Consider the following 20,809-nt stretch of genomic DNA (forward strand, 5'->3'; position numbering starts at 1 on the left):
GACCGCCCCATGCATCCCCGCCGTCGCCTCTCTCTCGGCCCGACCCTGATTCTTGCCTTGGTGATCGCCGCGCTGGCGCCAGCCTTGATTGCTTCCTGGCTGCTGTCGGCGAACAGCTCGGAAGCTATCGAAACCCTGGCCGAAAACGCCATGAGCCAGGCGGCACACCGCGTCGACGTGGGGGCCCTGGCGCACCTTGGTGAATCGCATACCGTGGTCAATGCACTGGTCCCTCCGTTTGACGCGGTGGGCGCAGAAGGCGATCGCACCCGCCGGTGGCTCAACGACACCGATGCATTTGAGACCATGGCCTACGCGCTCACGCAGCAATCGGCCAACGTACCCTACCTCTACATGGGACGTGCCGACGGGGCGTTTTTTGGCGTAGAACGCGAAGAGCAGGGTTTTGTCGTGCGCCAGATCCGCCCCGGCGAATCGGGGCGCACGCACCATCTCATCACCCACCCAGGCGATCGCAACCGCCTGATCAAGACAGAAACAACCGTCTATGACCCGCGTCAGCGTCCTTGGTACCAACTCGCGGCCACCACAGGCAAACGAACCTTCACCGACGTCTATCGATCCGCAGTCAAAAATCAGTTTGATCTGACGCTTGCCCAACCCATTTACGGTGAAAACGACAAAACCCTTCTCGGGGTCATCGCGGTCGACATGAGCCTGGCCCGACTCACCGAATTGATTCGCAGCACCCGGATCAGCGACAACGCCGTGACCTATCTGGTGGACGGCCAGGGCCGAATGGTGGCGTCGTCGACAGGAGAAGAACTCAGCGTCAGGGTGAAAGACAAGTACCAACGCATCTCACCCATGCAAAGCAACGATGCCTTGGTGCGCGACTCCTTCATCCAGCTGAGCGCTCAACACAGCATGCCGACGAACCAAGCCGGCGGCATGGTGCGGCTTGAAGCTGGCGAAAGCTGGGTTCAGCGAATGGGTCTGGGAGAAAACCACCGCCTCATGGCCTTGCATCGTCCATTTGGAGCCAAATACAACCTTGACTGGCAGTTGATCGTTGTCGCGCCCGAACGAGACTTCACCGAACAAGTCATCACCGCACGGCGATGGGCCTTGCTCGCGATTGCCACACTGATCAGCCTGAGTGCACTGGTGGCCTTTGGTGTGGCCCGAGGCCTTTCCCGCCAATTCAGGCAGCTCAACGAAGCAGCCCTGGCCCTCGGCGCAGGACAGCGGCCTGAGGTTCAGCAGGCGGCGCCCTTCCGGGAAGTCCACACGCTGTCCCAGGTGATGCACGACAGCGCGGTCAAGCTGCAACGCTCAAACGCTGAAATCGAGCAGAAGAATCTGGCACTGCAAGAGGCCGCCCACCTGCTGGAGGAACGGGTCGACCTGCGTACCGCCGAACTGGCCGCCTCACGTGAAGAGGCCCTGGCTGCGGTCAAGGCCAAAGCCGGTTTTCTGGCCGTGATGAGCCACGAAATCCGAACGCCTTTGCATGGCGTGGTCGGTATGAGCGAGCTTCTCAGCGACTCCGGACTTGACTCCTCTCAAAGAGAACTTCTGGGTGTGCTGAAACTCTCCAGCGATCAGTTGCTGGGCGTGGTGGACGACATTCTGGATTTTTCCAAAATTGAGTCAGGCCACATGCAACTGGAACGGCAACCCCTTGACGTGCGGGCAACCATCGCCGCCACCAGCGAAATCATGCGCATCAAGGCCAGGGAAAAGGGGCTGCATCTCTCCTTTCAAGTCGCCGCCGACGTGCCCCAAGCCATGATGGGTGATGAGGTTCGGTTGCGCCAGGTGCTGCTGAACCTGCTCTCCAACGCTATCAAGTTCACCGCCCAGGGCGAAGTGGCCCTGCGAGTCTGGTACGACCAGCGACAGGTTCCAGGCTTGCTGTGGTTCAGCGTCACCGATACAGGCGTGGGCATACCGCCCGCACGGCTGCCCGATTTGTTCCAGCCCTTTGCCCAGGGTGACACATCGACCGCGCGCCTCTACGGCGGAACGGGCCTGGGCCTGATGATTTGCAAACACATCGTTGAGCTGATGAACGGCCAGATCAGCGTTGAAAGTGCGCCTGGAGCGGGGTCAACCTTCCGGTTCAGCGTCCTGTGTATACCGACCGAGCTCACCGCCATCCAGCCGGCGTCAAAACCAGCCCTGCCCAGAGAAAGCCACGACCAAAGGATCCTGGTCGTGGACGACAACCCGGTCAACGTCAAGGTTGCGTCGGCCATGCTGGCCCGCCTGGGATATCGGCACGACAGCGTGGTCAATGGCGAAGCCGCACTGCAAGCCATACTTCACGCAGAAAAAGAGTCACAGCCTTATGCAGTCGTGCTGCTCGATAGCCACATGCCTGTCATGGACGGCCGCTCCACCGCACGCGCAGTGAAATCAGCATTGGGCAACCGGTCGCCGGTGATGATCGGGATCTCGGCCTCAACACTTGGCGAAGACCGACAGCAATGTATCGACGCCGGAATGTCCGACTACCTGCCCAAGCCCCTGGAGCTCGCCCAGTTGCAGAAAGCACTGAGCCAATGGTGTGAACCGAATACGGGTTTGGCCGCCGTAGTTCATCCGGCTGCCCCCCCTCCGTCAACGCCCCACCCAGAGCGCATCGATGCAGCGCGGTGGGATGAACTGGGTGAGTGTGAAGATGCCAGCGCATCGCTGAGAAAGGAAATGATCAAGGACTTCCTGTCAGGCCTGCCCGCCTACGACCAGGCGATTCAGACCGCATGCCAACAACCGGCTTGCAAGGGCTTGTTTGAAGCGGCCCATGCACTCAAAGGTTCGGCTGAAAATTTGGGCGCCTACGGCCTCGCCATCCACTGCGCCGCACTGGAGCGCGGTGCAAAAGAAGGCCAGGTGACCTCAACAGCGCTTCAATCATGGGCATTTGAACTGCAGGTGACACGCGAAGCCCTGGAACGGCATATCGCCAAAGGCTGAACACCAGCAAAGTTCGATCGTGCTGACCTGTGTGAAATCAGAGCAGCTCTGGGGTTTGTACGGACACCACAATGGTCTGCTTCAATCCGTCACGCTCGCGAAACCGAAGCCACCACAGCGCGCCCTTTTTGATCGCGCATTCAGGCTCTGACAGCCCCAACAAGCCGGCGACTACCCGGCCCAAATTGGGCTGGTGACCCACCAGAACCACGGTCTGTTTGCCCGTCGGCCACTGCGCAGCCTCGAGCAGATCCAGCGGTGCGGCATCGGGCGCCAGAAGGTCGTTGATCTTGACCTTGCGGCCCAGAGCGAGTGCCGTCTGTTCAGCCCGTATGGCCGGACTGCTCAATACCAGGGCGCCACTGGGCAACTGGCGGTCCAGCCAAGCCCCCATTCGGGAAGCCTGTTTTTCACCACGCGGCGTAAGCCGGCGGGCCAGATCAGCCCCGTCACCCGCAACACCCCGCACAGGATCTGGATGGAACTGGGCCTGTGCATGCCGCCAGAGAATCAGATCCATCGCCTGCTACCCCTTGCTGCCGTGACGTTCCATCAGAATGGCCTGACCCGAAACCAGCTTGGCCCGCGCCTTTGCACTCACCGTTGTACTGGCTGCCACATAGCGCCCATCGGGCAGCAGCAACCAGGCATCGCGGGTGTCGCTCAAACTCACGCTCAGGCACTCCTCGATGACCCTTTGACGCAATGCCGGGTCGGTCACTGGCCACGCCAGCTCCACGCGACGCAACATATTGCGGTTCATCCAGTCGGCACTGGACAACCAGACCTCTTCAACGTCATCGGCCTGGAAATAAAACACCCGGGAGTGTTCCAGGAGCCGCCCGATGATGGAGCGCACCTGCACATTGTCGGTGACGCCCGGCAATTGAACCGGCAGGATGCAGGCGCCACGGATGATCAAATCCACCTTCACGCCCGCCTGCGAAGCTTGGGCCAACGCACGGCACATGGGCTCGTCGGTCAGTGCATTCATCTTCAAGACGATGCGTGCCGGTTTGCCCGCGCGGGCCGCCGCCGTCACCATGTCAACCTTTTCAATCATGGCTTTGTGCAGATGGAAAGGGGCCAACAACACCTTGTTCAGTTTGGGCAAACGGTTTTGGCTGGCGAGATGCAAAAACACCTGCTCCAAATCACTGGTGAGGGCCTCATCTGCCGTGAGGTAGCTCATGTCGGTATAGAGCTTGGCAGTGCCGGGGTTGTAGTTGCCTGTAGACAGATGCGCATAGCGGCGCAAGCGCCCGTCCTCGCGCCGGGTAATCAAGAGCATCTTGGCGTGGGTCTTCAGCCCGACCACCCCATACACCACTTGTGCGCCAACCGACTCCAGGCGCTCGGCGTAGCTGATGTTGGCTTCTTCATCAAAGCGGGCCTTGAGCTCCACCACGGCTGTCACTTCCTTTCCGCGGCGCACAGCCTCGCGCAACAATTCCATCAATTGTGACTTGGCTCCCGTGCGGTAAATCGTCTGCTTGATCGCAAGCACATCGGGGTCTTCAACGGCTTCACGCAGAAACGCCAGCACAGCATCGAAGCTCTCATACGGCTGGTGAACGAGCACATCACCTTCCCGCAGGCGTTCGAAATAGGACTGTCCAGGAACCAGTTGCGTGGGCCAGCCCGCGTTGTAGCGCTCGAACCGCAGCGCAGGCGCATCCACCTGGTCAATGAGTTGGTTGAGGCGCACCAGGTTCACTGGTCCAGGCGCTCTGTACAAGGCATCTACCGGCAGGTTGAACTGACTTTGCAAAAAATCCAGCAGGTGTTGTGAGCAGCCAGCGGATACTTCCAGCCGCAAAGCCTCGCCATAGTGGCGTTGCTGCAAACCCTTGCGCAACGCTGTACGCAGGTTCTTGACCTCTTCCTCATCGACAGCCAGATCAGAATGGCGGGTCACTCTGAACTGGGAGAATTCGGTTACCTGCCGTCCCGGAAACAAGTCGGCCAGGTGCGAGCGAATCAAACTGGAAATGGAAACAAAGTGGGCTTGCTTCGAGCCCTTGACCGGTGGCATGCGAAGGAACCGGGGCAGTATGCGTGGCACCTTGACAATGGCAATCTCGTTCTCACGACCAAAGGCATCTTTGCCAGTCAACCTCACAATGAAGTTCAGCGATTTGTTGGCAACCTGAGGAAAAGGATGGGCAGGGTCCAGCCCCACCGGCATCAACAGAGGCTGCACCTCATTCTGGAAATAGTCCTTTACCCAACGTCGCTGCCGCTGGTTGCGCTCACCGTGGGCCACGAGCTTGATGCCCTTCTTCTCCAGCAGTGGCAGCAAGGCATCGTTGTATATCGCATATTGCGCCGCCACCAGTTCGTGAACCTTTGCCGAGATCTCTGCATAGGTCTGAGCGGTGTACAGACCACGCTGTTCGTTTGCCTTAAACGCACTGAGCTGCGGTGCCATGCGCACTTCGAAAAACTCATCCAGATTGCTGGAAACAATACCCAGGTACCGAAGCCGCTCGAGCAAAGGAACCTCTGAACGCCGCGCCCAGTCCATCACGCGTTCGTTGAACGCCAGGATGCTGTGATCGCGGTTGAGAAAAGGAAGGCGACTGGGGGAGGTGCTTGCGCTCATGAATTCAGATCAACCAATTTGGCTACAACATGACCAATTCGTATGCAGTGTGCACGAACGAAGGAGTGCCATGTTTGTCCAGCCCCATTATTTGACAGAGACATGAACCTTTTGTGACATTGGCTGGGACGAAACGCACCCTTGCCAATCAACTTCAGATTGTCTGTGCCCGTTGTTTGATCAACGCGGAAAGCTCAGCGACCCTCAACACCTGACGAGCGAACAAACGAAAAAGCCCACCACTTTTCAGTGGCAGGCTTTTCGTGCCCGAAGGCAAATTTTTGGTGGGACGTGCGGGGGTCGAACCCACGACAAATGGATTAAAAGTCCACTGCTCTACCAACTGAGCTAACGTCCCACTAAGGGCTCCGTAAGATTGCATTAACAACCCTGCGAAGCCTCAAATTATAGCGTCTTTTTTCGGGTTTTCAAAGATCACCCAAAGAAGTTTTTGCTGAAGTGGCCAAGGTATTCATTGCCCAGCCTGCTGCGGCCATACCAAAAGCAGCGGTCACCCCAACAGCAGACCCATAGCCATGGCAATTCAACGAACCATCCCCTGTATCGATGCCACACGATGCATCCGGGGGTGCGACCGGCTCACGGCTGAAGACACAGACCAATCGGATGCGCCCTGTGCGAGCCGCACCATGCTGGCGGCGCAACTGATAGCGCAACTTGGCAAGCAAAGGATCATGGGACACCCCGGCCAAGTCATCGACCTCCACCCCCTGTGGCAAGCGCTTGCCCCCGGCGGCCCCCACTGATACGAAGGGATGCCTGGTATCAAGTGCCCAGGCTGCCATCGCTGTCTTGGCCCGAATCTGGTCGCAGGCATCAACCACCACCTGGGGCACACCACAATCCCGACCCGCTTGCGCAACCATCTCCAGCCAGTTGTCGGGGGTAACGAAATCATCGATCACGTTGACCCGGCAGGTCGGATGAAACAACGCAATCCGCTCCCGCATGGCTTCCGCCTTGCTCTGCCCGAGCGTGAGACTGTGGGCATGAACCTGTCGATTGAAATTGGATTCGGAAACGTGGTCAAGATCGATCAGCGTCAAACTCCTCACACCGCTTCGAGCCAGTGCTTCGGCGGTCCATGAGCCCACGCCCCCGATCCCCACAACCACTACATGGGCATCAAAAATCCGCTGCGCACCGGCCACGCCATACAAGCGGCGAAGTCCACCGAATCGCCGTTCAAAGTCACCGGCATCAGGCGATGGCTGCACCTCACTCACGTTCAATCAACCACACTTGGAATCGAAAACCGCCAACAGCACCCAGCATGATTCCGGTCACGGCAATCACGCTGCCCAAACTCAAAGTCGATAACCCGGACAGGCCTTGTCCCACAGTGCAACCCAACGCGGTGACACCTCCCACACCCATACAGAAGGCCCCCACCAGGTGCAACGCAGTGTCTTGGGTGTCACGAAACCCCTCCCATCGGAAGCTTCTGGCATAAAGGCTCTGAAGCCATGAACCCACCACGACGCCCGTTACCGAGGCAACCCCCAGAGTCAACAGGTTGGAGGCATCGCTGAACAAAATCAGCCAGTCCAGGGTGTACGCCATCGGCGCCGTAAAAGTCAGGGACTCCAGGCGACCGGTGTCTGTCGCCAGGTATGTGGCCTCCAGCGTCAGGGGGTGCTCCGGAACAAAGGCCAAGTATCCGCTCACCCACCACATGGCCACGACCGTCAAACCCAAACCTGCACCACCCAATATGTTGCTGGCATTTCGGAAGTCCCGACTCAGCATGGCCCAGGCAACCAGCGATCCACCCACCACCAACGCGGCAAGCAATCCGACGGTTGCGGCGTTGGCCCCCGATACCGAGGACAGCCACAATGGCAAGGTGCCACCCGAAGGCAGAGTGAACGCAACCCGATCCAATGTGTTGACACGAACCACCGCCAACACGCCACTCAAAGTGGCATAGGCTGAAATGCCCATCACAAAAAACACCACGAGGGACTTCAAGCTGCCCGCCCCCACGCGAACGAGTGTCTTGCTCCCACACCCGGAGGCCAGCACCATACCGAAGCCAAACAGGGCGCCGCCCACCAGCGCAGACAGCCAGATCACCTGGCTGGATGCATAGAAGGTATTGGCTGTATCGATCAACCCCAGCCAGCCCATGAAGTAAAACCCGATGGTTGCCACCCCAACCGCGAGGGCCCACATACGCATCCGGCTCCAGCTGCCCATGTTGACGATGTCACTCACCGCGCCCATGGTGCAAAACTGGGTGCGCTGCGCAATGGCCCCAAAGGCCACAGCAACAGCAAAGGCCGCCCACAATACTTGCGCGCGTAAAGAATTCAGATCGGCAATATCCATGGGCGCGATTGTAGGAGGAGACCGCACCGCGTACCGCGATCCCGCCTCACGGCTCGCACAGTGGTGTCAAGAAACCACTGTGCGAGGCGTGTCAGCTTCAGCGCAAGCGCGCCAGCCGCTCTCGGGCAGCCGCGGCGGCCTCTGAGTCAGGGTAGCTCTTAACCAGACTGTCGAGTGTTTGCCGGGCCGCCTTGCTGTCTTTCAGCTCAACTTGGCTGTTGGCCATGGCCAGCATCGCCTCGGGCGAACGCAAATGGTTGGGAAACTGCCGAACCAGGCGCTGGTGACTTCCAATTGCGGGGGCATAGGCGCGATTGGCATACTGCGCATTGCCCAACCAATACAGTGCCGACGGCAAATAACCTGTTGTCGGAAACCGTTTCAACAAACCACCAAAAGCCGCTTCGGCAGGGCCAAACTCGGCTTTTCGCAGCAGTGCCAAAGCACTGTCAAAGTCGCGAGTCTCTTCCGGTGATGCCGAAAAACTCATGCCATCGACCACCACAGTGGAGGGCTCCAGCGCTCGACGACGCTCGTCAGCTGCCGCTTGGACACTCTTTTGCTGCCCTTGAATTTCCGACACATCGCGCTGCAGTTGCTCAATCTGCCCCTGCAAACGCGCGATCTCAGAGCGCAGTTGCTCGTTTTGATTAGACAACTCAATCAAACTGCGCTGCCCTGCGACATTGCCCTCCTCGGCCTTCTGGGTCAGGCGACCCAGCGTGTTCTCGGTAGCCAGTTTGTGAGCATCAAACTTGTTGCGCAGATCGATAATGGCCTTGCGCGCCTCATCGTCGTCGAACAAAGCATGGGCTTGCAACGGCCAAAGTGCTGCCGCTACGAGACTCAGGGCAGGCACGACAGTGGAAAACGACAGGCGTTTGGTGAGCATGGCAACAGCTGGAATCAACGGTAGGTCAGTTCAACGCGGCGGTTCTTGGCGAACGACGCCTCATCAAAGCCATATTCGGCTGGCTTTTCTTCACCAAAGCTCACCGGCTCCATTTGCGACTCGCTCACACCCAGGAGCGACAACGAACGGCGAACCGCTTCAGCCCGCTTCTGGCCCAAAGCCAGGTTGTACTCACGACCACCGCGCTCATCGGTATGGCCTTCGAGCGCAAGACGGCGCGAGCTGTCAGCTTTCAGATAGCGCGCATTGGCCTCCAACGTCGCGGCATAGTCTTGACGAACTTCAAAGCTGTCGTAATCAAAATACACGATGCGCGCCATGGAGTCAGGCTGCTGAATCTCTGTCCCGGAGACCGACACGGGGGTCACAACGCGCGAATCAGCCCCGCTACCCGCCGTTCCTCCACTGCCGGTTGCCAGTGCATTGCGGTCTTCCACGGGGGCCTCATCCAGCTTCACGCCGGAGCTGCATGCGCCAAGCGCCGCGATCATCACCAACGCGCCAATGCGCGAAGCCACTGAAAAACCGCCTTTGGTGGTCTCTGGGGACGCTCGGTTAATGGAAATATTCATGGTTGTCCCTTTCTGGTTAAAAAAAAATCGCTGGTCCGACCCTCTGCAGGGTGCTGTTTTCAACGTGTAAACGGGCCCCATTCAGGCTCGCGAATGTCGCCTCGCGCGCTGGCGAGACGGGTTTTGATGCGCCCGTCAACGGTCGACGTCATCAACGCTTCCTGCCCGCGATCGCGGGTGGCGTAAATGATGAGGCGGCTATTGGGTGAAAAACTCGGGCTTTCATCTGCACTGCTGTCGCTCACCGCCGAAACAGCGCCGCTTGACAGGTCCATCACATGCAGCCGGAATGCACCGTTGACCCGGGAAATATATGCCAGCCAGCGCCCATCGGGGCTTGGCGCTGGCGAAATGTTGTAGCTTCCGCTGAAGGTCAAGCGCTGTGCACTGCCACCTTTGGCGCTCATTTTGTAGATCTGTGGCGAGCCACCACGGTCGCTGACGAAGTAAATGCTGCCGCCATCGGCGCTGAACACAGGCTCGGTATCGATACTGCCCGATTGTGTCAGGCGTTTCGGGGAGCCTCCGCTGGCTGACATCGCATAGATCTGGGCGTTACCCGAAATGGACAAGGTCGCCAGCAACTGGCTACCGTCGGGTGACCAGGCTGGCGCGCTGTTGGACCCGCGAAAATTCACCAACAGCCGACGGGAACCAGCAAACACGTCGTGCGAATAGATCACCGGCTTGCGCGACTCAAACGACACATACGCCAACTGACGGCCCTTTGGATCCCAGCTGGGTGAAATGATCGATTCATTGCTGGTGAGAGCCGTCTGGGCGTTTTCACCGTCGGCGTCGGCAACGACCAAAGTGTGCTGCCGCCCATTCTTGGTCACGTAGGCTATGCGGGTTGAAAACACACCTTTTTCACCGGTGAGCTTTTCATACACATAGTCGGCAATTTTGTGCGCTGCATTGCGCAGCCCGGCAACTGGCACTGGATAACTGGCGCCGCCGAGCTCTTGCCCTTTGACGATGTCCCACAGCCGGAAACGCACGTCATAGCGCCCGTCGCTGAGACGGGTCACGCTGCCTGTAACCAGTGCATCACTTGTCTTGCTGCGCCAGGGTGAAAAATCAATCGCCGTGTTTTCATCGAAAGCACCGGCCAGCGGATCGACAAAACGAAACTGACCGCTGCGCTCCAGATCAGCTCGAACAATGGCCGCAATGTCCTGGTTGACCGCCTCATTGCCGCGAAAAGTCGCTGCCGAAAACGGAATCTGGGTCATCCCGACACCCGAGACCTCGACCCTGAATTGAGCTTGCGCCTGTGACAGTGGTAACGCCAACAAAGGTAGCGCGGAGGCGTTGGCCAACACTGTACGCCGCGAGGGATGCCATTCAGATCGATTCAATGCCTGCATTCGGTTTTGGTAGGGTTAGATGAATTCAAGATACAACGGTGCGAATTGCACCACACTTGACAGCAGATAATAACGGATGCCCGTCGGCCTACCGTGACATCTTGTAGCTTCACTGTCCGGTGTTGCCGAAGATGGAGACACACCGTGTCATGTAAGTTCCACTCCTTTCATTGCTTTGAACGATAGCCCTACTTCACCCGAAGCCCCCCAGCAGACCATCACGGCACGGTTGCGCCGTTTCTGGCCGTACTTCCAAACGGCCAAGACCGGTATCGTGGTCGCCGCCATCACCACCTTGGTCGGTGCGCTGACCGAGCCCATGATTCCGGCCTTGCTGAAAACGTTGCTGGACCAGGGGTTTGGCAAGGGTGACCTCGACCTGTGGAAAGTTCCCATGGCTTTGCTGGCACTGTTTGGTGTGCGGGGCCTGGCAGGGTTCATTGCCCAATACGCACTTTCTTACACCGCCAGCCTGGGCCTGTTGAACCTGCGTCGAGCCATGTTCAACCGACTGAATGACGCCCAGATGACCTTGTTTGCCCAACAGAGCGCCAGCAAGCTGTCAAACACCCTGGTGTATGAGGTGCAAACAGGCTCCACCATGCTGGTCAATGCCATGCTGAGCCTGACCAAGGACAGCCTGACCCTGCTGGCACTGCTGGGCTACCTGCTCTACTTGAACTGGAAACTGACGCTGATTGTCCTGTTCCTCTTTCCAGCGCTTGTCGTCGTGATGCGTGTGCTATCCAAGCGCCTTTACAAGCTCACACGCTCCAGCCAGCAAGCCACTGATGAGCTGGCCTACGTCGTCGAAGAGAACGCCCTGGCCCACCGCATGGTGCGTCTGCACGGCGCGCAAGGCCGCCAAGGCGAGCGATTTGACAAACTCAGCGTTGCCCTGCGCCGGCTGGCCTTGAAGTCGACAGTCGCGCAGGCGGCCATGACGCCACTGACGCAGATGCTGGCCGCGCTGGCACTCTCCGCCGTGATCGCTGTGGCGTTGTGGCAAAGCAGCCGCAGCGGCGTGACCGTAGGCAACTTTGTGGCCTTCGTCACAGCCATGCTCATGCTGATTGCGCCCATTCGCCATTTGGCCGAAATTGCCGGTCCCATCACCCGTGGACTGGCGGCTCTGGAGCGAGGGCTCGAACTCATCGAAGACACCCCCCCTCAACCGTCAGGAAAACACACGGCGGACCGGGTTCAAGGGGCCCTGAGCCTGCAAAACGTTTGGGTTCGCTACCCTTCGCCACGCGAAGAAATCCAGGTTACCGATCTCAACAGCGAGCACCGCGTTGCCTTGCGCGGTATCAACCTGGACGTCAAACCTGGCGAGGTGCTGGCTCTGGTGGGGCCATCAGGATCGGGCAAAACAACACTGGCGAACTTGCTGCCCAGATTCGTCGAAACAGAATCGGGCAGGGTCTTGCTGGACAACGTGCCTCTCACCGATTGGTCTCTGCCCAACCTGCGACAGCAATTCGCCATGGTCAGTCAGGAAGTGATCATGTTCAACGACACACTTGCAGCCAATGTGGCCCTGGGTGCCGGGGATGGAGAAGTCGACGAGGCGCGTGTGCGCTCCGCCCTGGCTTCTGCCAACCTCATGGACTTGCTGGAGCGCTTGCCAATGGGCATCCACAGCACCGTTGGTCACAATGCCGCCGAACTCTCGGGCGGCCAACGCCAGCGCCTAGCCATCGCTCGGGCGATCTACAAAAACGCCCCCATTTTGATTCTGGACGAAGCCACCTCGGCGCTGGACAACGAATCGGAGCGCCTGGTACAGGATGCCCTTTCGCACTTGATGAAGGGGCGCACCACCCTTGTCATCGCACACCGCCTGAGCACCATCGAACACGCAGACCGTGTCGTCGTGCTTGCCGACGGACAAATCCTTGAACAAGGTACCCACAGCGAACTGCTGGCTCTCAACGGCTTGTACGCCCGGTTGCATTCCCAGAATTTCAAGACTGACAGCCCAGCCACCTGACCACGGTTCAGGCAAGGGTCCACGGAAGTCGCGTTGCCGTGACATACGGCTAAATGCCAAACGCTCAACAGGGAATCGGGCGAGGAACGGGAATGCGCCGCGTGTGAAACCCTCCAGCCGAAAAAAAGCCCCGCCAGTGCACGCGGCTCATTGGCAGGGCTTTTCGGAACTGGCGGATTTCCCGCCAATCATTCCATGGCGCCGATCAAGGCATGAAAGAGTACTGGAGGCCCACGCCGACGTAGTTCAGGGCTTTCCAGTTTGAGCTGCTCTTCTTCACGAAGTGGTCGAAATCACCGCGAACCGCCAGGTTCTTGTTGATGGCAAAGGTCATACCCAGGCCCACCGTTGGACGGGTTTCTGACTGGCTTGGCATGTCGCCAGAATGCGTCACACGAGCAACACCCAGCTTGCCGAACACACGAACCGCATCACCCAGATCCTGGCCAACGGTGCCACGCAGGCCCAAAGCGCGGGTTTTGGTAGACAGCCCGTTTTCAAAGGTCAATTCCTGGCCGCCTTGAGCGAACACTTCGGCACCGAACAGGCTACCGAACTGGTAACCCGCGCCGCCCTGGAGAGCCAACCTGGAGTCGTGATCGTCGTGCTGTGCCAAACCACCAACAGCCGCATTGCCGACCAGATCGCGCTGGGCGCCAACGGTTCCGAACAAGTAAGGCGTCATGCGCGAAGCTGGCGCAGCAGCCATCACCGGCGCTGGAGCCGGGGCTGCCATGGGCGCTGCTGGAGCCGGCGCTGGGGCCACGGCCACAGGCGCGGCCATTGGTGCCGGCGCCGCGGCCACAGGCATAGGCACTGGACGGGGCATGGCACCAGAGAAGCGGTTGTCGCATTGAGCCATGCTCACACGAACCGTTTTGCCTGAAGCGTCAGCGTAGACATTCAAAGGCATGTCGGGGCTGAAAGGGATGTACTTGCCGCGCAGATCAGCCGAAACACCGTTGCGCCCTTTGCTGCGGCCAACGCCCACGTCACATGCGCCAAGTTTGTAATCGCTGCTGACTTCAGACAAGCGGCCACCCTTGACCGACTTTTCACCACGTTGCTTGAGGGGAGGCATCTTCGTCACAGGCGTGTAGAAGGTGGCCTGGCCGGCTTGTACAGCTGCATCGCACTCGGCAGCGGTGTCATAGCCTACGTTGCCATTGGCGTCTTTAACCATGCCGGCGTGGGCTTGAACCATCACCAGGCCGCCAAACACCATCATGGCGCTCAATTTGTTCAACTTCATGTTTTCTCCGGTATTAACCAACTCGAATCAAAGCCAGCGCACGGTGCGCCAACAACTGTTAGTCGGAAGAATTATCTCCCCACATGGGGTCAGACATGGGGTTTTCCCTGCAACTGTTTGTTCGCTACAACATGGCGGCATCCAAAATACCTGAGCGCGTGACAGAGTCCATGCGCCAAGACAGCCCGGCACGCCAAATAGCTACAGCAACACGATGTCGTACTGCTCCTGGGTCATTGAACCTTCGCTTTGCAGTGAGATCGGCTTACCAATAAAGTCCGAAAGTCCGGCCAGGTGCTGGCGCTCTTCGTCCAGAAACAGCTCAATCACCTGCGGTGCCGCCACCACCCGAAACTCCCTTGGATTAAAGGCCCGGGCCTCGCGCAAAATCTCTCGCAACACGTCATAGCAGACACTGCGCGGCGTTTTCACGATGCCCTTGCCTGCGCACGACGCACAGGGCTCACTCAGCATTTGAGCAAGCGACTCACGGGTGCGTTTGCGGGTCATCTCAACAAGCCCCAGCTGTGAAAACCCGCCAATCATGGTCTTCACCCGGTCGCGGGAGAGCTGCTTGCGAAACTCGCTGAGCACTGCCTCCTGGTGCCCATCACGCACCATGTCAATGAAGTCGACAATCACGATGCCGCCCAGATTGCGCAAGCGCAATTGTCTGGCGATGGCCTGTGCGGCCTCCAGATTGGTTCGGTACACCGTGTCATCAAAGTTACGCGCGCCCACATATCCACCGGTGTTCACATCCACTGTGGTCAGCGCTTCGGTCTGGTCAATCACCAGGTAGCCACCAGACTTCAGATCAACCCTGCGACTGAGCGCCCGAGCGATGTCGTCGTCGATATTGAACGAGTCAAAAATGGGCCGCTCGCCGGTATACAGCTCCAGCTTCGCATCCGCGTCTTGCATGTATTCGGCGGCAAAACCGCGCAACAAACCAAATTGCTCCTTGGAGTCGATGCGGATCGATTGCGTTTCACTGCTCACCAGATCACGCAACACCCTTTGCATGAGATTGAGGTCTTCATGCAGCAACGAGGCCGATGGCTGTTTGGTCGCAGCTTCCTTGATGCGTTGCCAGGTCTTGCGCAGGTAGGCTATGTCGTCGGCCAGCTCACTGTCGGTCGCATCTTCGGCGTTGGTTCGAAGAATGAAGCCCCCTGCAGACGTTCCGTCACTGGGTTGGGCCAGGCTCAGAACCCTCAACCGCAAGGCTTCGCGTTGAGCAGGGGGAATTTTTTGAGAAACGCCAATGTGGGTGTCCTGCGGCAAAAACACCAGCAACCGGCCAGCGATGCTGATCTGCGCAGTCAGTCGCGCGCCTTTGGTACCGATCGGGTCTTTCAGCACCTGCACCATCAACGCCTGTCCCTCAAAAATCTGGCGCTCGATCGGCAAAACAGGATCGGGCGTCAGGACCTTGGGGATCGCCTGCACCTCGCTGGGCACTGCACTTGCAGTCTCACCCTCGGCGGTCGGCGAGACGGGACGCTCACGCGGGGTTGCATGTTTGGCCGCAATATTGGGCATCAGATCGGCCACATGCAGGAAAGCCGCACGGTCGAGCCCGATGTCGAGAAAAGCCGATTGCATGCCCGGCAATACGCGGGACACCTTGCCCAGATAAATATTGCCGACCAAGCCCCGCTCAAGGGTGCGCTCGAAGTGCACCTCTTGCACGGCGCCCTGCTCCACCACGGCCACCCGCGTCTCTTGTGGCGCCCAATTGATCAAAATATCCTGACTCATTGGCTTGCCTTGGGGGTTCGATGAAAGATACGCACGGTCACAACAGGTTCACACCTGCCGAGGCGAGCACCTGAGCGGTCTCAAACGCTGGCAAGCCCATGATGCCGGAATAGCTGCCGTTGATCTGGCTGGCCCACAGGGCTGCTTGACCTTGAATTGCATAAGCCCCCGCCTTTCCCATGGGTTCACCACTGTCCACATAGCGCTTGATTTGCGCAGCGGTGAGCGGCTCAAAGTGGACCCATGACGTCGACAATGCAGCCCATTGCCGCCCTGCGCCCCGTTGGACCGCTTTGCCCACGGCCACAGCGGTCAACACCCGGTGGCGCTTGCCCGCCAAATCGGTCAGCATGGCGCGCGCGTCGGCCGCGTCTGATGGTTTGCCTAAGATACGCCTCCCCAGGGCCACAGTCGTATCGGCACAGAGCACCGGCGCCAGCGGCAAACCGCGCCGTTTCAAGCGCGCAAGTGAAGCCTCCAACTTGAGGTTTGTTACCCGCTGCACATAGGCTGCCGGCGCTTCTCCCGGCAACACCACTTCCAGCTGCTCAGCGTCTTCGCTGGAATCGGGCAACAGCAGTTCGCACCGAATGCCCCACTGTTCCAGCAATTGTTTGCGCCGGGGGCTTTGGGAAGCGAGGTAAATAAAATCGGTCATGTCATCAATCATCGGTTGGCTACAGCGGAAAAGCACAGGAGCATGCCGAACTGCGACCCGCGCTATGGCGGAACGGGTGGCCAACGCGCCAGCCGCCAGGCCGACCGCAGCGAAGGGCCGCCCCGAGCAAGGGCAGCCCCCTCGGGGGGCAGCGACCCGCAAAGCGGCGGAGCGTGGGGGTCATAGTCACTCGCGGTGATACGGATGATTGGCGTTGACCGACCAGGCGCGGTAGAGTTGCTCGATCAACAGCACCCGCGCCATGGCATGCGGCAACGTCAGATCGGACAACCGGATGCGTTGATGCGCCGCGTCGCGAAACGCGGGTTCCAGGCCGTCGGGCCCGCCAATGATCAGCGCTACATCATCAGCGGCAAGTTGCCACCCCTTAAGCTGCTCGGCCAGGGCTCTGGTGGTCAGCGTGGATCCTCGCTCGTCGAGCACAACGATGCGACAGCCACGCGGCAACACCCCCTGAATGCGCTCGCGCTCCGCCGCCAGCAAGGTTTCGCGGGTTTTGGAGGCGCGCGGTTCGGTTTTGACCGTTTTGATCTCCACCTTCAACTCCGGCGGAAACCGCTTGGCGTAATCGTCGTAAGCCGTTTGGGCCCAGTCGGGCATGCGCTGCCCTACCGCGACGATCAGCAGCTTCATGCCTTTTTGCGGCCCGGCGCTCTTGGCGCCGCTTTGGCAGCGGGCTTGGCCGCCGATTTTGCGACCGGCTTAGCGGCGCTCTTGGGCTTGACCACCACAGTTTTCACAGCCGCTTTGGCACCAATTACCACCTTCTTGACCGGCGCCTTCTTGGCCGTTGTCTTGGCCACAGGCTTGGTTGTGGCTTTGTTCGCGGTTTTGGTTACTGCTTTGGCAGTGACCGCCTTTGATGCGGTTTTGGCGGCCTTGCGCACCACCGACTTGGCCGACACAGGCGCCACTTCCTTCGTCACCTTGCCTGCGCCTTTTTTGGCTATTTTCTTGGGCACAGCCTTTGATTCAGGCTGCACTGGCTTGGGTGCACCAAACTTCAGGCGCACAGGCTTTTGACCCCAAATTTCTTCGAGACGGTAATACTGGCGGATCACGGGTTGCATCACGTGAGCCACGGCCGCGCCGCAGTCCACGATGATCCACTCGCCATTTTCCTGCCCCTCTATGCGCGGCTTGTCGAAACCGGCTTCGCGCACGGCATCGCGCACACTGGCCGCCAGCGCCTTGGTCTGGCGATTGGAGGTGCCGCTGGCGACGATGACCCGCTCAAACAGCGGGGACAGGGCTTCGGTATCGAACACCACGATGTCCTGTGCTTTGACATCCTCCAAACCATCAATGATGGCGCGCTGGAGTTTCTGGATGTCTTTTTTGGCTGCGGTTTCGCTGGTCATGTAGGGTCTTGGTAAAGGGAATGGGTTGAAATATAGCTTGCCACGTCGTTGGACACCAGTCGGTCGAGGTCCGGACCGTGTCCGTTGGCAGCAGATGCGCGTGCCCGGATGGCAGTGGCGCTGATGTGATGAAGGGGCATGTTAAGGGGTACAAAGGGCACATCCACGTGCGATATGTCGGCCGCCAGACCCTGCTCCAATGCGGCATCCGGTCCTTGTGGCGGACGCTGCGCGACCGCCAACGTCGCCAGATCCATGACTTCCTCCCAGCGAACCCAGCTCTTGAAAGCCAACAACTGATCCGCCCCGATCACCATGAACAATTCAGCTCCAGGGTACTCTTTGGCCAGCTCGATCAGGGTATCGGCGGTGTAACTGGGTCCGACCCGCAAGGTTTCGCGGGCATCCACACAGGCTTTTTCCAGATCGCCAAACACGAGTTCGCACATCGCCAAGCGGTGTTCGGCGCCAGAAAGCGGTCGCGCTTTGTGCCATGCCTGGCCCGTCGGGAGAATGTGCAAAACGTCCAATCCCAACTGGGCCAGCGCCACCTCGGCCAGTTCGCGGTGAGCCAGATGCGGCGGGTCAAACGCTCCGCCGAACATGCCCACGCGGCGGACAACGAGCGCGCAAGGCTCGGCAGCCACGCCCATGCTTTGGGCATCCATGCCGCCGGCGTTCAAACCCACTCCTTGCGCACAAGAAACTCGGAAGTGAGAAGCGCCTCAGGCGATTCCGGTTCAAACACCGGCTGGTACGACCAGCTCACCAGGGGCGGCATGGACAGCAAAATGGATTCGCTGCGCCCTCCGGACTGCAGGCCAAAATGTGTTCCCCGGTCCCAGACCAGGTTGAACTCCACATACCGCCCACGGCGGTACAGCTGGAAATCTCGCTCCCGTTTGCCGTACTCGATGTCTTTGCGGCGCGCCATGACCGGCAAGTAAGCATCGAGAAAGCCATCGCCCACCGAGCGCATCATCGCGAAGCTGCCGGTTTGACCCAACTCCGAAAAATCGTCAAAAAATACGCCACCCACGCCGCGTTGCTCATCGCGGTGCTTCAAATAGAAGTACTCGTCACACCATTTTTTGAATCTGGGGTACTTGTCAACGCCAAACGGATCCAGTGCAAGCTGGCACGTCTGGTGAAAATGCACCGCATCTTCTTCAAAGCCATAGTACGGCGTCAGGTCCATGCCTCCGCCGAACCAGCACACAGCCGGCCCCTTTTTGGGTTTGGCCGCGATCATGCGCACGTTCATGTGTACGGTCGGCACATAGGGGTTGCGGGGATGAAACACCAGGGAGACGCCCATGGCCTCAAACGGTGCTCCCGCCAATTCAGGCCGGTGTTGGGTGGCCGACGGCGGCAAAGCCAGGCCGGTCACATGCGAAAAGCCACAGCCAGCGCGCTCGAATACCGCGCCGCCTTCAAGAATCTGGGTGATGCCCTGCCCTTGCAGCTTCTCGCCTTTGGTTTTTTTCCAGTGGTCCACCACAAACGCCCCCCCGTCCACCATGGCCACGGTGGAAGTGATGCGCTCTTGCAGGGCTGTCAGGTATTGGTGGACGTCAGCGGTGTTGTTGTTCATCAAAAAATTGGAAAATCAAGCGGCACGGTAGCCAATATCTCGACGGTACTGCATGCCTTCAAACTGCACGCCTTCGACCACACGATACGCTTTTTGCTGGGCGGCAACCACGGTATCGGCCAGCGCCGTTACACACAGCACGCGCCCGCCAGACACCACCACCGCGCCCTGCGAATCATTGGCCGTCCCGGCATGAAACACCATGGCATCGGCCGAATCTTCAGGCAAGCCGTTGATGACATCACCTTTGCGCGGTCCCATGGGGTATCCCGAGGCAGCCAACACCACGCCAAGCGCCACTCTCGAATCCCACTGCAACGTGACGGTGTTCAGCTCGGTTCGCGTGGCCGCGAGCAAAACCTCTGCCAGGTTGCTCTGCAACCGCATCAGGATCGGCTGTGTCTCCGGGTCTCCCATGCGGGCGTTGAATTCAAGTGTTTTGATTCGGCCATCGGGCGCGATCATCAAACCGGCATAAAGAAACCCAGTGAACGGAATTCCGTCGGCTGCCATGCCGCGCAGCGTGGGCAAGATCACCTCGTCCATCGCGCGCTGGTGAACCGCTGGCGTCACCACTGGCGCTGGCGAATAGGCGCCCATGCCCCCGGTGTTGGGGCCCTGGTCAGCATCGAGCAAGCGCTTGTGGTCTTGACTCGTGGCCAATGGCAGCGCATTCACACCATCACACAAAACGATAAAACTGGCTTCTTCGCCAGTCAAGAACTCTTCGATCACCACCCTCGCCCCACCGACGTTGTGGACCACACCCAGTTTGTTGTCCAGCAGCATGAAGTCGATCGCCTCATGTGCTTCAGCCAGGGTCATCGCAACAACGACGCCCTTGCCCGCCGCCAGACCATCGGCTTTCACCACGATGGGAGCCCCCTTGGCATCCACATAGGCATGTGCCTTCACAGGGTCGGTGAAGGCTTCATACTCAGCTGTGGGAATGCCATGGCGTTGCATGAACGCCTTTGAAAAAGCCTTGGAACTTTCCAACTGGGCAGCCGCCTTGGTAGGGCCAAAAATGGCCAAGCCATGCGCACGGAACTCATCGACAACGCCTGCAGCCAGTGGCGCCTCAGGCCCCACCACCGTCAAGGCAATACCCTGGGCTTGCGCCCATTCACGCAGTGCCACGATGTCGGTAATCGCCAAGTTAACCAGTTGCGCATCACGCGCCGTACCCGCGTTGCCCGGCGCCACAAACACCTGGCTCACACCTTCGGACTGCTTCAGCCTCCAGGCCAATGCATGTTCGCGACCGCCGCCGCCAATAACCAGAACTTTCAAATCAAACTCCAAACAGATAGTTCAGCGAACAAAACCAGTGGCTTTTCCCGCGCAAAGTGCTTTCGCCGAGCGCGCCGCAGACCCGGCTCCGCCGGTCGACCTGCGTCGTAGCCTTGAA

At 59.3% G+C, this 20,809-nt stretch carries 17 protein-coding genes and 1 tRNA gene; 2 read left to right on the top strand and 16 right to left on the bottom strand.

Translation table 11 applies throughout. The features are described from left to right. Window positions 1-9 precede the first annotated feature (9 nt). Window positions 10-2,943 carry a hybrid sensor histidine kinase/response regulator gene (locus LPB072_RS12795; RefSeq protein WP_066090364.1) on the top strand — a complete coding sequence of 978 codons (2,934 nt, stop codon included), beginning with the start codon at window positions 10-12 and terminating at the stop codon, window positions 2,941-2,943. Window positions 2,944-2,980: 37 nt separating this feature from the next. On the opposite strand, the gene LPB072_RS12800 is transcribed toward LPB072_RS12795, so the two are convergent. The 8 genes from LPB072_RS12800 to tolB all read right to left on the bottom strand — a co-directional run bounded on the left by LPB072_RS12800 (window position 2,981) and on the right by tolB (window position 10,755). Continuing rightward, entirely contained in the window at window positions 2,981-3,463 is a 483-nt protein-coding gene (locus LPB072_RS12800; RefSeq protein ID WP_066090366.1) for a SixA phosphatase family protein, read from the bottom strand. 6 nt (window positions 3,464-3,469) lie between these two features. Further along, entirely contained in the window at window positions 3,470-5,548 is a 2,079-nt protein-coding gene (ppk1, locus tag LPB072_RS12805; RefSeq protein WP_066090369.1) for a polyphosphate kinase 1, read from the bottom strand. Window positions 5,549-5,830: 282 nt separating this feature from the next. Then, window positions 5,831-5,906, bottom strand: a tRNA-Lys gene (locus LPB072_RS12810). A 70-nt stretch (window positions 5,907-5,976) separates the two neighbouring features. Beyond that, on the bottom strand, window positions 5,977-6,795 hold the full coding sequence (locus tag LPB072_RS12815) for a tRNA threonylcarbamoyladenosine dehydratase (protein WP_407927756.1): 819 nt from the start codon (window positions 6,793-6,795) through the stop codon (window positions 5,977-5,979). After that, window positions 6,788-7,900: a YeeE/YedE family protein gene (locus LPB072_RS12820; protein ID WP_066090376.1), complete on the bottom strand. Its 1,113-nt coding sequence runs from the start codon at window positions 7,898-7,900 to the stop codon at window positions 6,788-6,790. The genes LPB072_RS12815 and LPB072_RS12820 overlap by 8 nt, the downstream gene beginning before the upstream one ends. 97 nt (window positions 7,901-7,997) lie before the next feature. Continuing rightward, window positions 7,998-8,792 carry a tol-pal system protein YbgF gene (gene ybgF / locus LPB072_RS12825; protein WP_066090379.1) on the bottom strand — a complete coding sequence of 265 codons (795 nt, stop codon included), beginning with the start codon at window positions 8,790-8,792 and terminating at the stop codon, window positions 7,998-8,000. Between the two features lie 14 nt (window positions 8,793-8,806). Next, window positions 8,807-9,304 carry a peptidoglycan-associated lipoprotein Pal gene (pal, locus tag LPB072_RS12830; protein ID WP_066090953.1) on the bottom strand — a complete coding sequence of 166 codons (498 nt, stop codon included), beginning with the start codon at window positions 9,302-9,304 and terminating at the stop codon, window positions 8,807-8,809. 140 nt (window positions 9,305-9,444) lie between these two features. Then, window positions 9,445-10,755, bottom strand: a complete 1,311-nt coding sequence (gene tolB, locus LPB072_RS12835) for a Tol-Pal system beta propeller repeat protein TolB (protein ID WP_066090382.1) — start codon at window positions 10,753-10,755, stop codon at window positions 9,445-9,447. A 175-nt stretch (window positions 10,756-10,930) separates the two neighbouring features. Here tolB and msbA point away from each other — a divergent pair, with 175 nt between their 5' ends. Beyond that, complete coding sequence (gene msbA / locus LPB072_RS12840; protein WP_066090385.1) at window positions 10,931-12,748, top strand: lipid A export permease/ATP-binding protein MsbA; 1,818 nt, start codon at window positions 10,931-10,933, stop codon at window positions 12,746-12,748. Between the two features lie 205 nt (window positions 12,749-12,953). Here the strand turns inward: msbA and LPB072_RS12845 are convergent, their stop codons facing one another. From LPB072_RS12845 to purD, 8 genes are all read right to left on the bottom strand, one after another. Next, a complete protein-coding gene (locus LPB072_RS12845) occupies window positions 12,954-14,000 on the bottom strand; it encodes an outer membrane beta-barrel protein (RefSeq protein WP_066090390.1) in 1,047 nt (348 codons plus the stop codon). 201 nt (window positions 14,001-14,201) lie between these two features. Then, entirely contained in the window at window positions 14,202-15,764 is a 1,563-nt protein-coding gene (locus LPB072_RS12850; RefSeq protein WP_066090393.1) for an Rne/Rng family ribonuclease, read from the bottom strand. A 37-nt stretch (window positions 15,765-15,801) separates the two neighbouring features. Beyond that, a complete protein-coding gene (locus LPB072_RS12855; protein WP_066090956.1) occupies window positions 15,802-16,422 on the bottom strand; it encodes a Maf family protein in 621 nt (206 codons plus the stop codon). 186 nt (window positions 16,423-16,608) lie between these two features. After that, complete coding sequence (gene rlmH / locus LPB072_RS12860) at window positions 16,609-17,076, bottom strand: 23S rRNA (pseudouridine(1915)-N(3))-methyltransferase RlmH (RefSeq protein ID WP_066090396.1); 468 nt, start codon at window positions 17,074-17,076, stop codon at window positions 16,609-16,611. Next, window positions 17,073-17,804, bottom strand: a complete 732-nt coding sequence (gene rsfS, locus LPB072_RS12865) for a ribosome silencing factor (protein WP_066090399.1) — start codon at window positions 17,802-17,804, stop codon at window positions 17,073-17,075. The genes rlmH and rsfS overlap by 4 nt, the downstream gene beginning before the upstream one ends. Further along, window positions 17,801-18,472: a nicotinate (nicotinamide) nucleotide adenylyltransferase gene (gene nadD, locus LPB072_RS12870; RefSeq protein WP_231943245.1), complete on the bottom strand. Its 672-nt coding sequence runs from the start codon at window positions 18,470-18,472 to the stop codon at window positions 17,801-17,803. Before nadD ends, rsfS begins: the two co-directional genes overlap by 4 nt. Before the next feature lie 11 nt (window positions 18,473-18,483). Continuing rightward, the gene (gene hemF / locus LPB072_RS12875; RefSeq protein ID WP_066090402.1) at window positions 18,484-19,398 is read right to left on the bottom strand and encodes an oxygen-dependent coproporphyrinogen oxidase; all 915 of its coding nucleotides are present in this window, start codon (window positions 19,396-19,398) and stop codon (window positions 18,484-18,486) included. Between the two features lie 15 nt (window positions 19,399-19,413). After that, complete coding sequence (gene purD / locus LPB072_RS12880; RefSeq protein ID WP_066090962.1) at window positions 19,414-20,691, bottom strand: phosphoribosylamine--glycine ligase; 1,278 nt, start codon at window positions 20,689-20,691, stop codon at window positions 19,414-19,416. Between the last annotated feature and the right edge of the window lie 118 nt (window positions 20,692-20,809).

Origin of the sequence: Hydrogenophaga crassostreae (assembly GCF_001761385.1) — a bacterium.
GTDB lineage: Bacteria > Pseudomonadota > Gammaproteobacteria > Burkholderiales > Burkholderiaceae_C > Hydrogenophaga > Hydrogenophaga crassostreae.

What these genes read in the sequence shown, in the direction of transcription:
- LPB072_RS12795 (WP_066090364.1), top strand. Translation starts at nt 10, where the DNA reads ATGCATCCCCGCCGTCGCCTCTCTCTCGGCCCGACCCTGATTCTTGCC.
- LPB072_RS12800 (WP_066090366.1), bottom strand. Translation starts at nt 3,463, where the DNA reads ATGGATCTGATTCTCTGGCGGCATGCACAGGCCCAGTTCCATCCAGAT.
- ppk1 (WP_066090369.1), bottom strand. Translation starts at nt 5,548, where the DNA reads ATGAGCGCAAGCACCTCCCCCAGTCGCCTTCCTTTTCTCAACCGCGAT.
- LPB072_RS12820 (WP_066090376.1), bottom strand. Translation starts at nt 7,900, where the DNA reads ATGGATATTGCCGATCTGAATTCTTTACGCGCGCAAGTATTGTGGGCG.
- ybgF (WP_066090379.1), bottom strand. Translation starts at nt 8,792, where the DNA reads ATGCTCACCAAACGCCTGTCGTTTTCCACTGTCGTGCCTGCCCTGAGT.
- pal (WP_066090953.1), bottom strand. Translation starts at nt 9,304, where the DNA reads ATGATCGCGGCGCTTGGCGCATGCAGCTCCGGCGTGAAGCTGGATGAG.
- tolB (WP_066090382.1), bottom strand. Translation starts at nt 10,755, where the DNA reads ATGCAGGCATTGAATCGATCTGAATGGCATCCCTCGCGGCGTACAGTG.
- LPB072_RS12845 (WP_066090390.1), bottom strand. Translation starts at nt 14,000, where the DNA reads ATGAAGTTGAACAAATTGAGCGCCATGATGGTGTTTGGCGGCCTGGTG.
- LPB072_RS12850 (WP_066090393.1), bottom strand. Translation starts at nt 15,764, where the DNA reads ATGAGTCAGGATATTTTGATCAATTGGGCGCCACAAGAGACGCGGGTG.
- LPB072_RS12855 (WP_066090956.1), bottom strand. Translation starts at nt 16,422, where the DNA reads ATGACCGATTTTATTTACCTCGCTTCCCAAAGCCCCCGGCGCAAACAA.
- rlmH (WP_066090396.1), bottom strand. Translation starts at nt 17,076, where the DNA reads ATGAAGCTGCTGATCGTCGCGGTAGGGCAGCGCATGCCCGACTGGGCC.
- rsfS (WP_066090399.1), bottom strand. Translation starts at nt 17,804, where the DNA reads ATGACCAGCGAAACCGCAGCCAAAAAAGACATCCAGAAACTCCAGCGC.
- nadD (WP_231943245.1), bottom strand. Translation starts at nt 18,472, where the DNA reads ATGGATGCCCAAAGCATGGGCGTGGCTGCCGAGCCTTGCGCGCTCGTT.
- hemF (WP_066090402.1), bottom strand. Translation starts at nt 19,398, where the DNA reads ATGAACAACAACACCGCTGACGTCCACCAATACCTGACAGCCCTGCAA.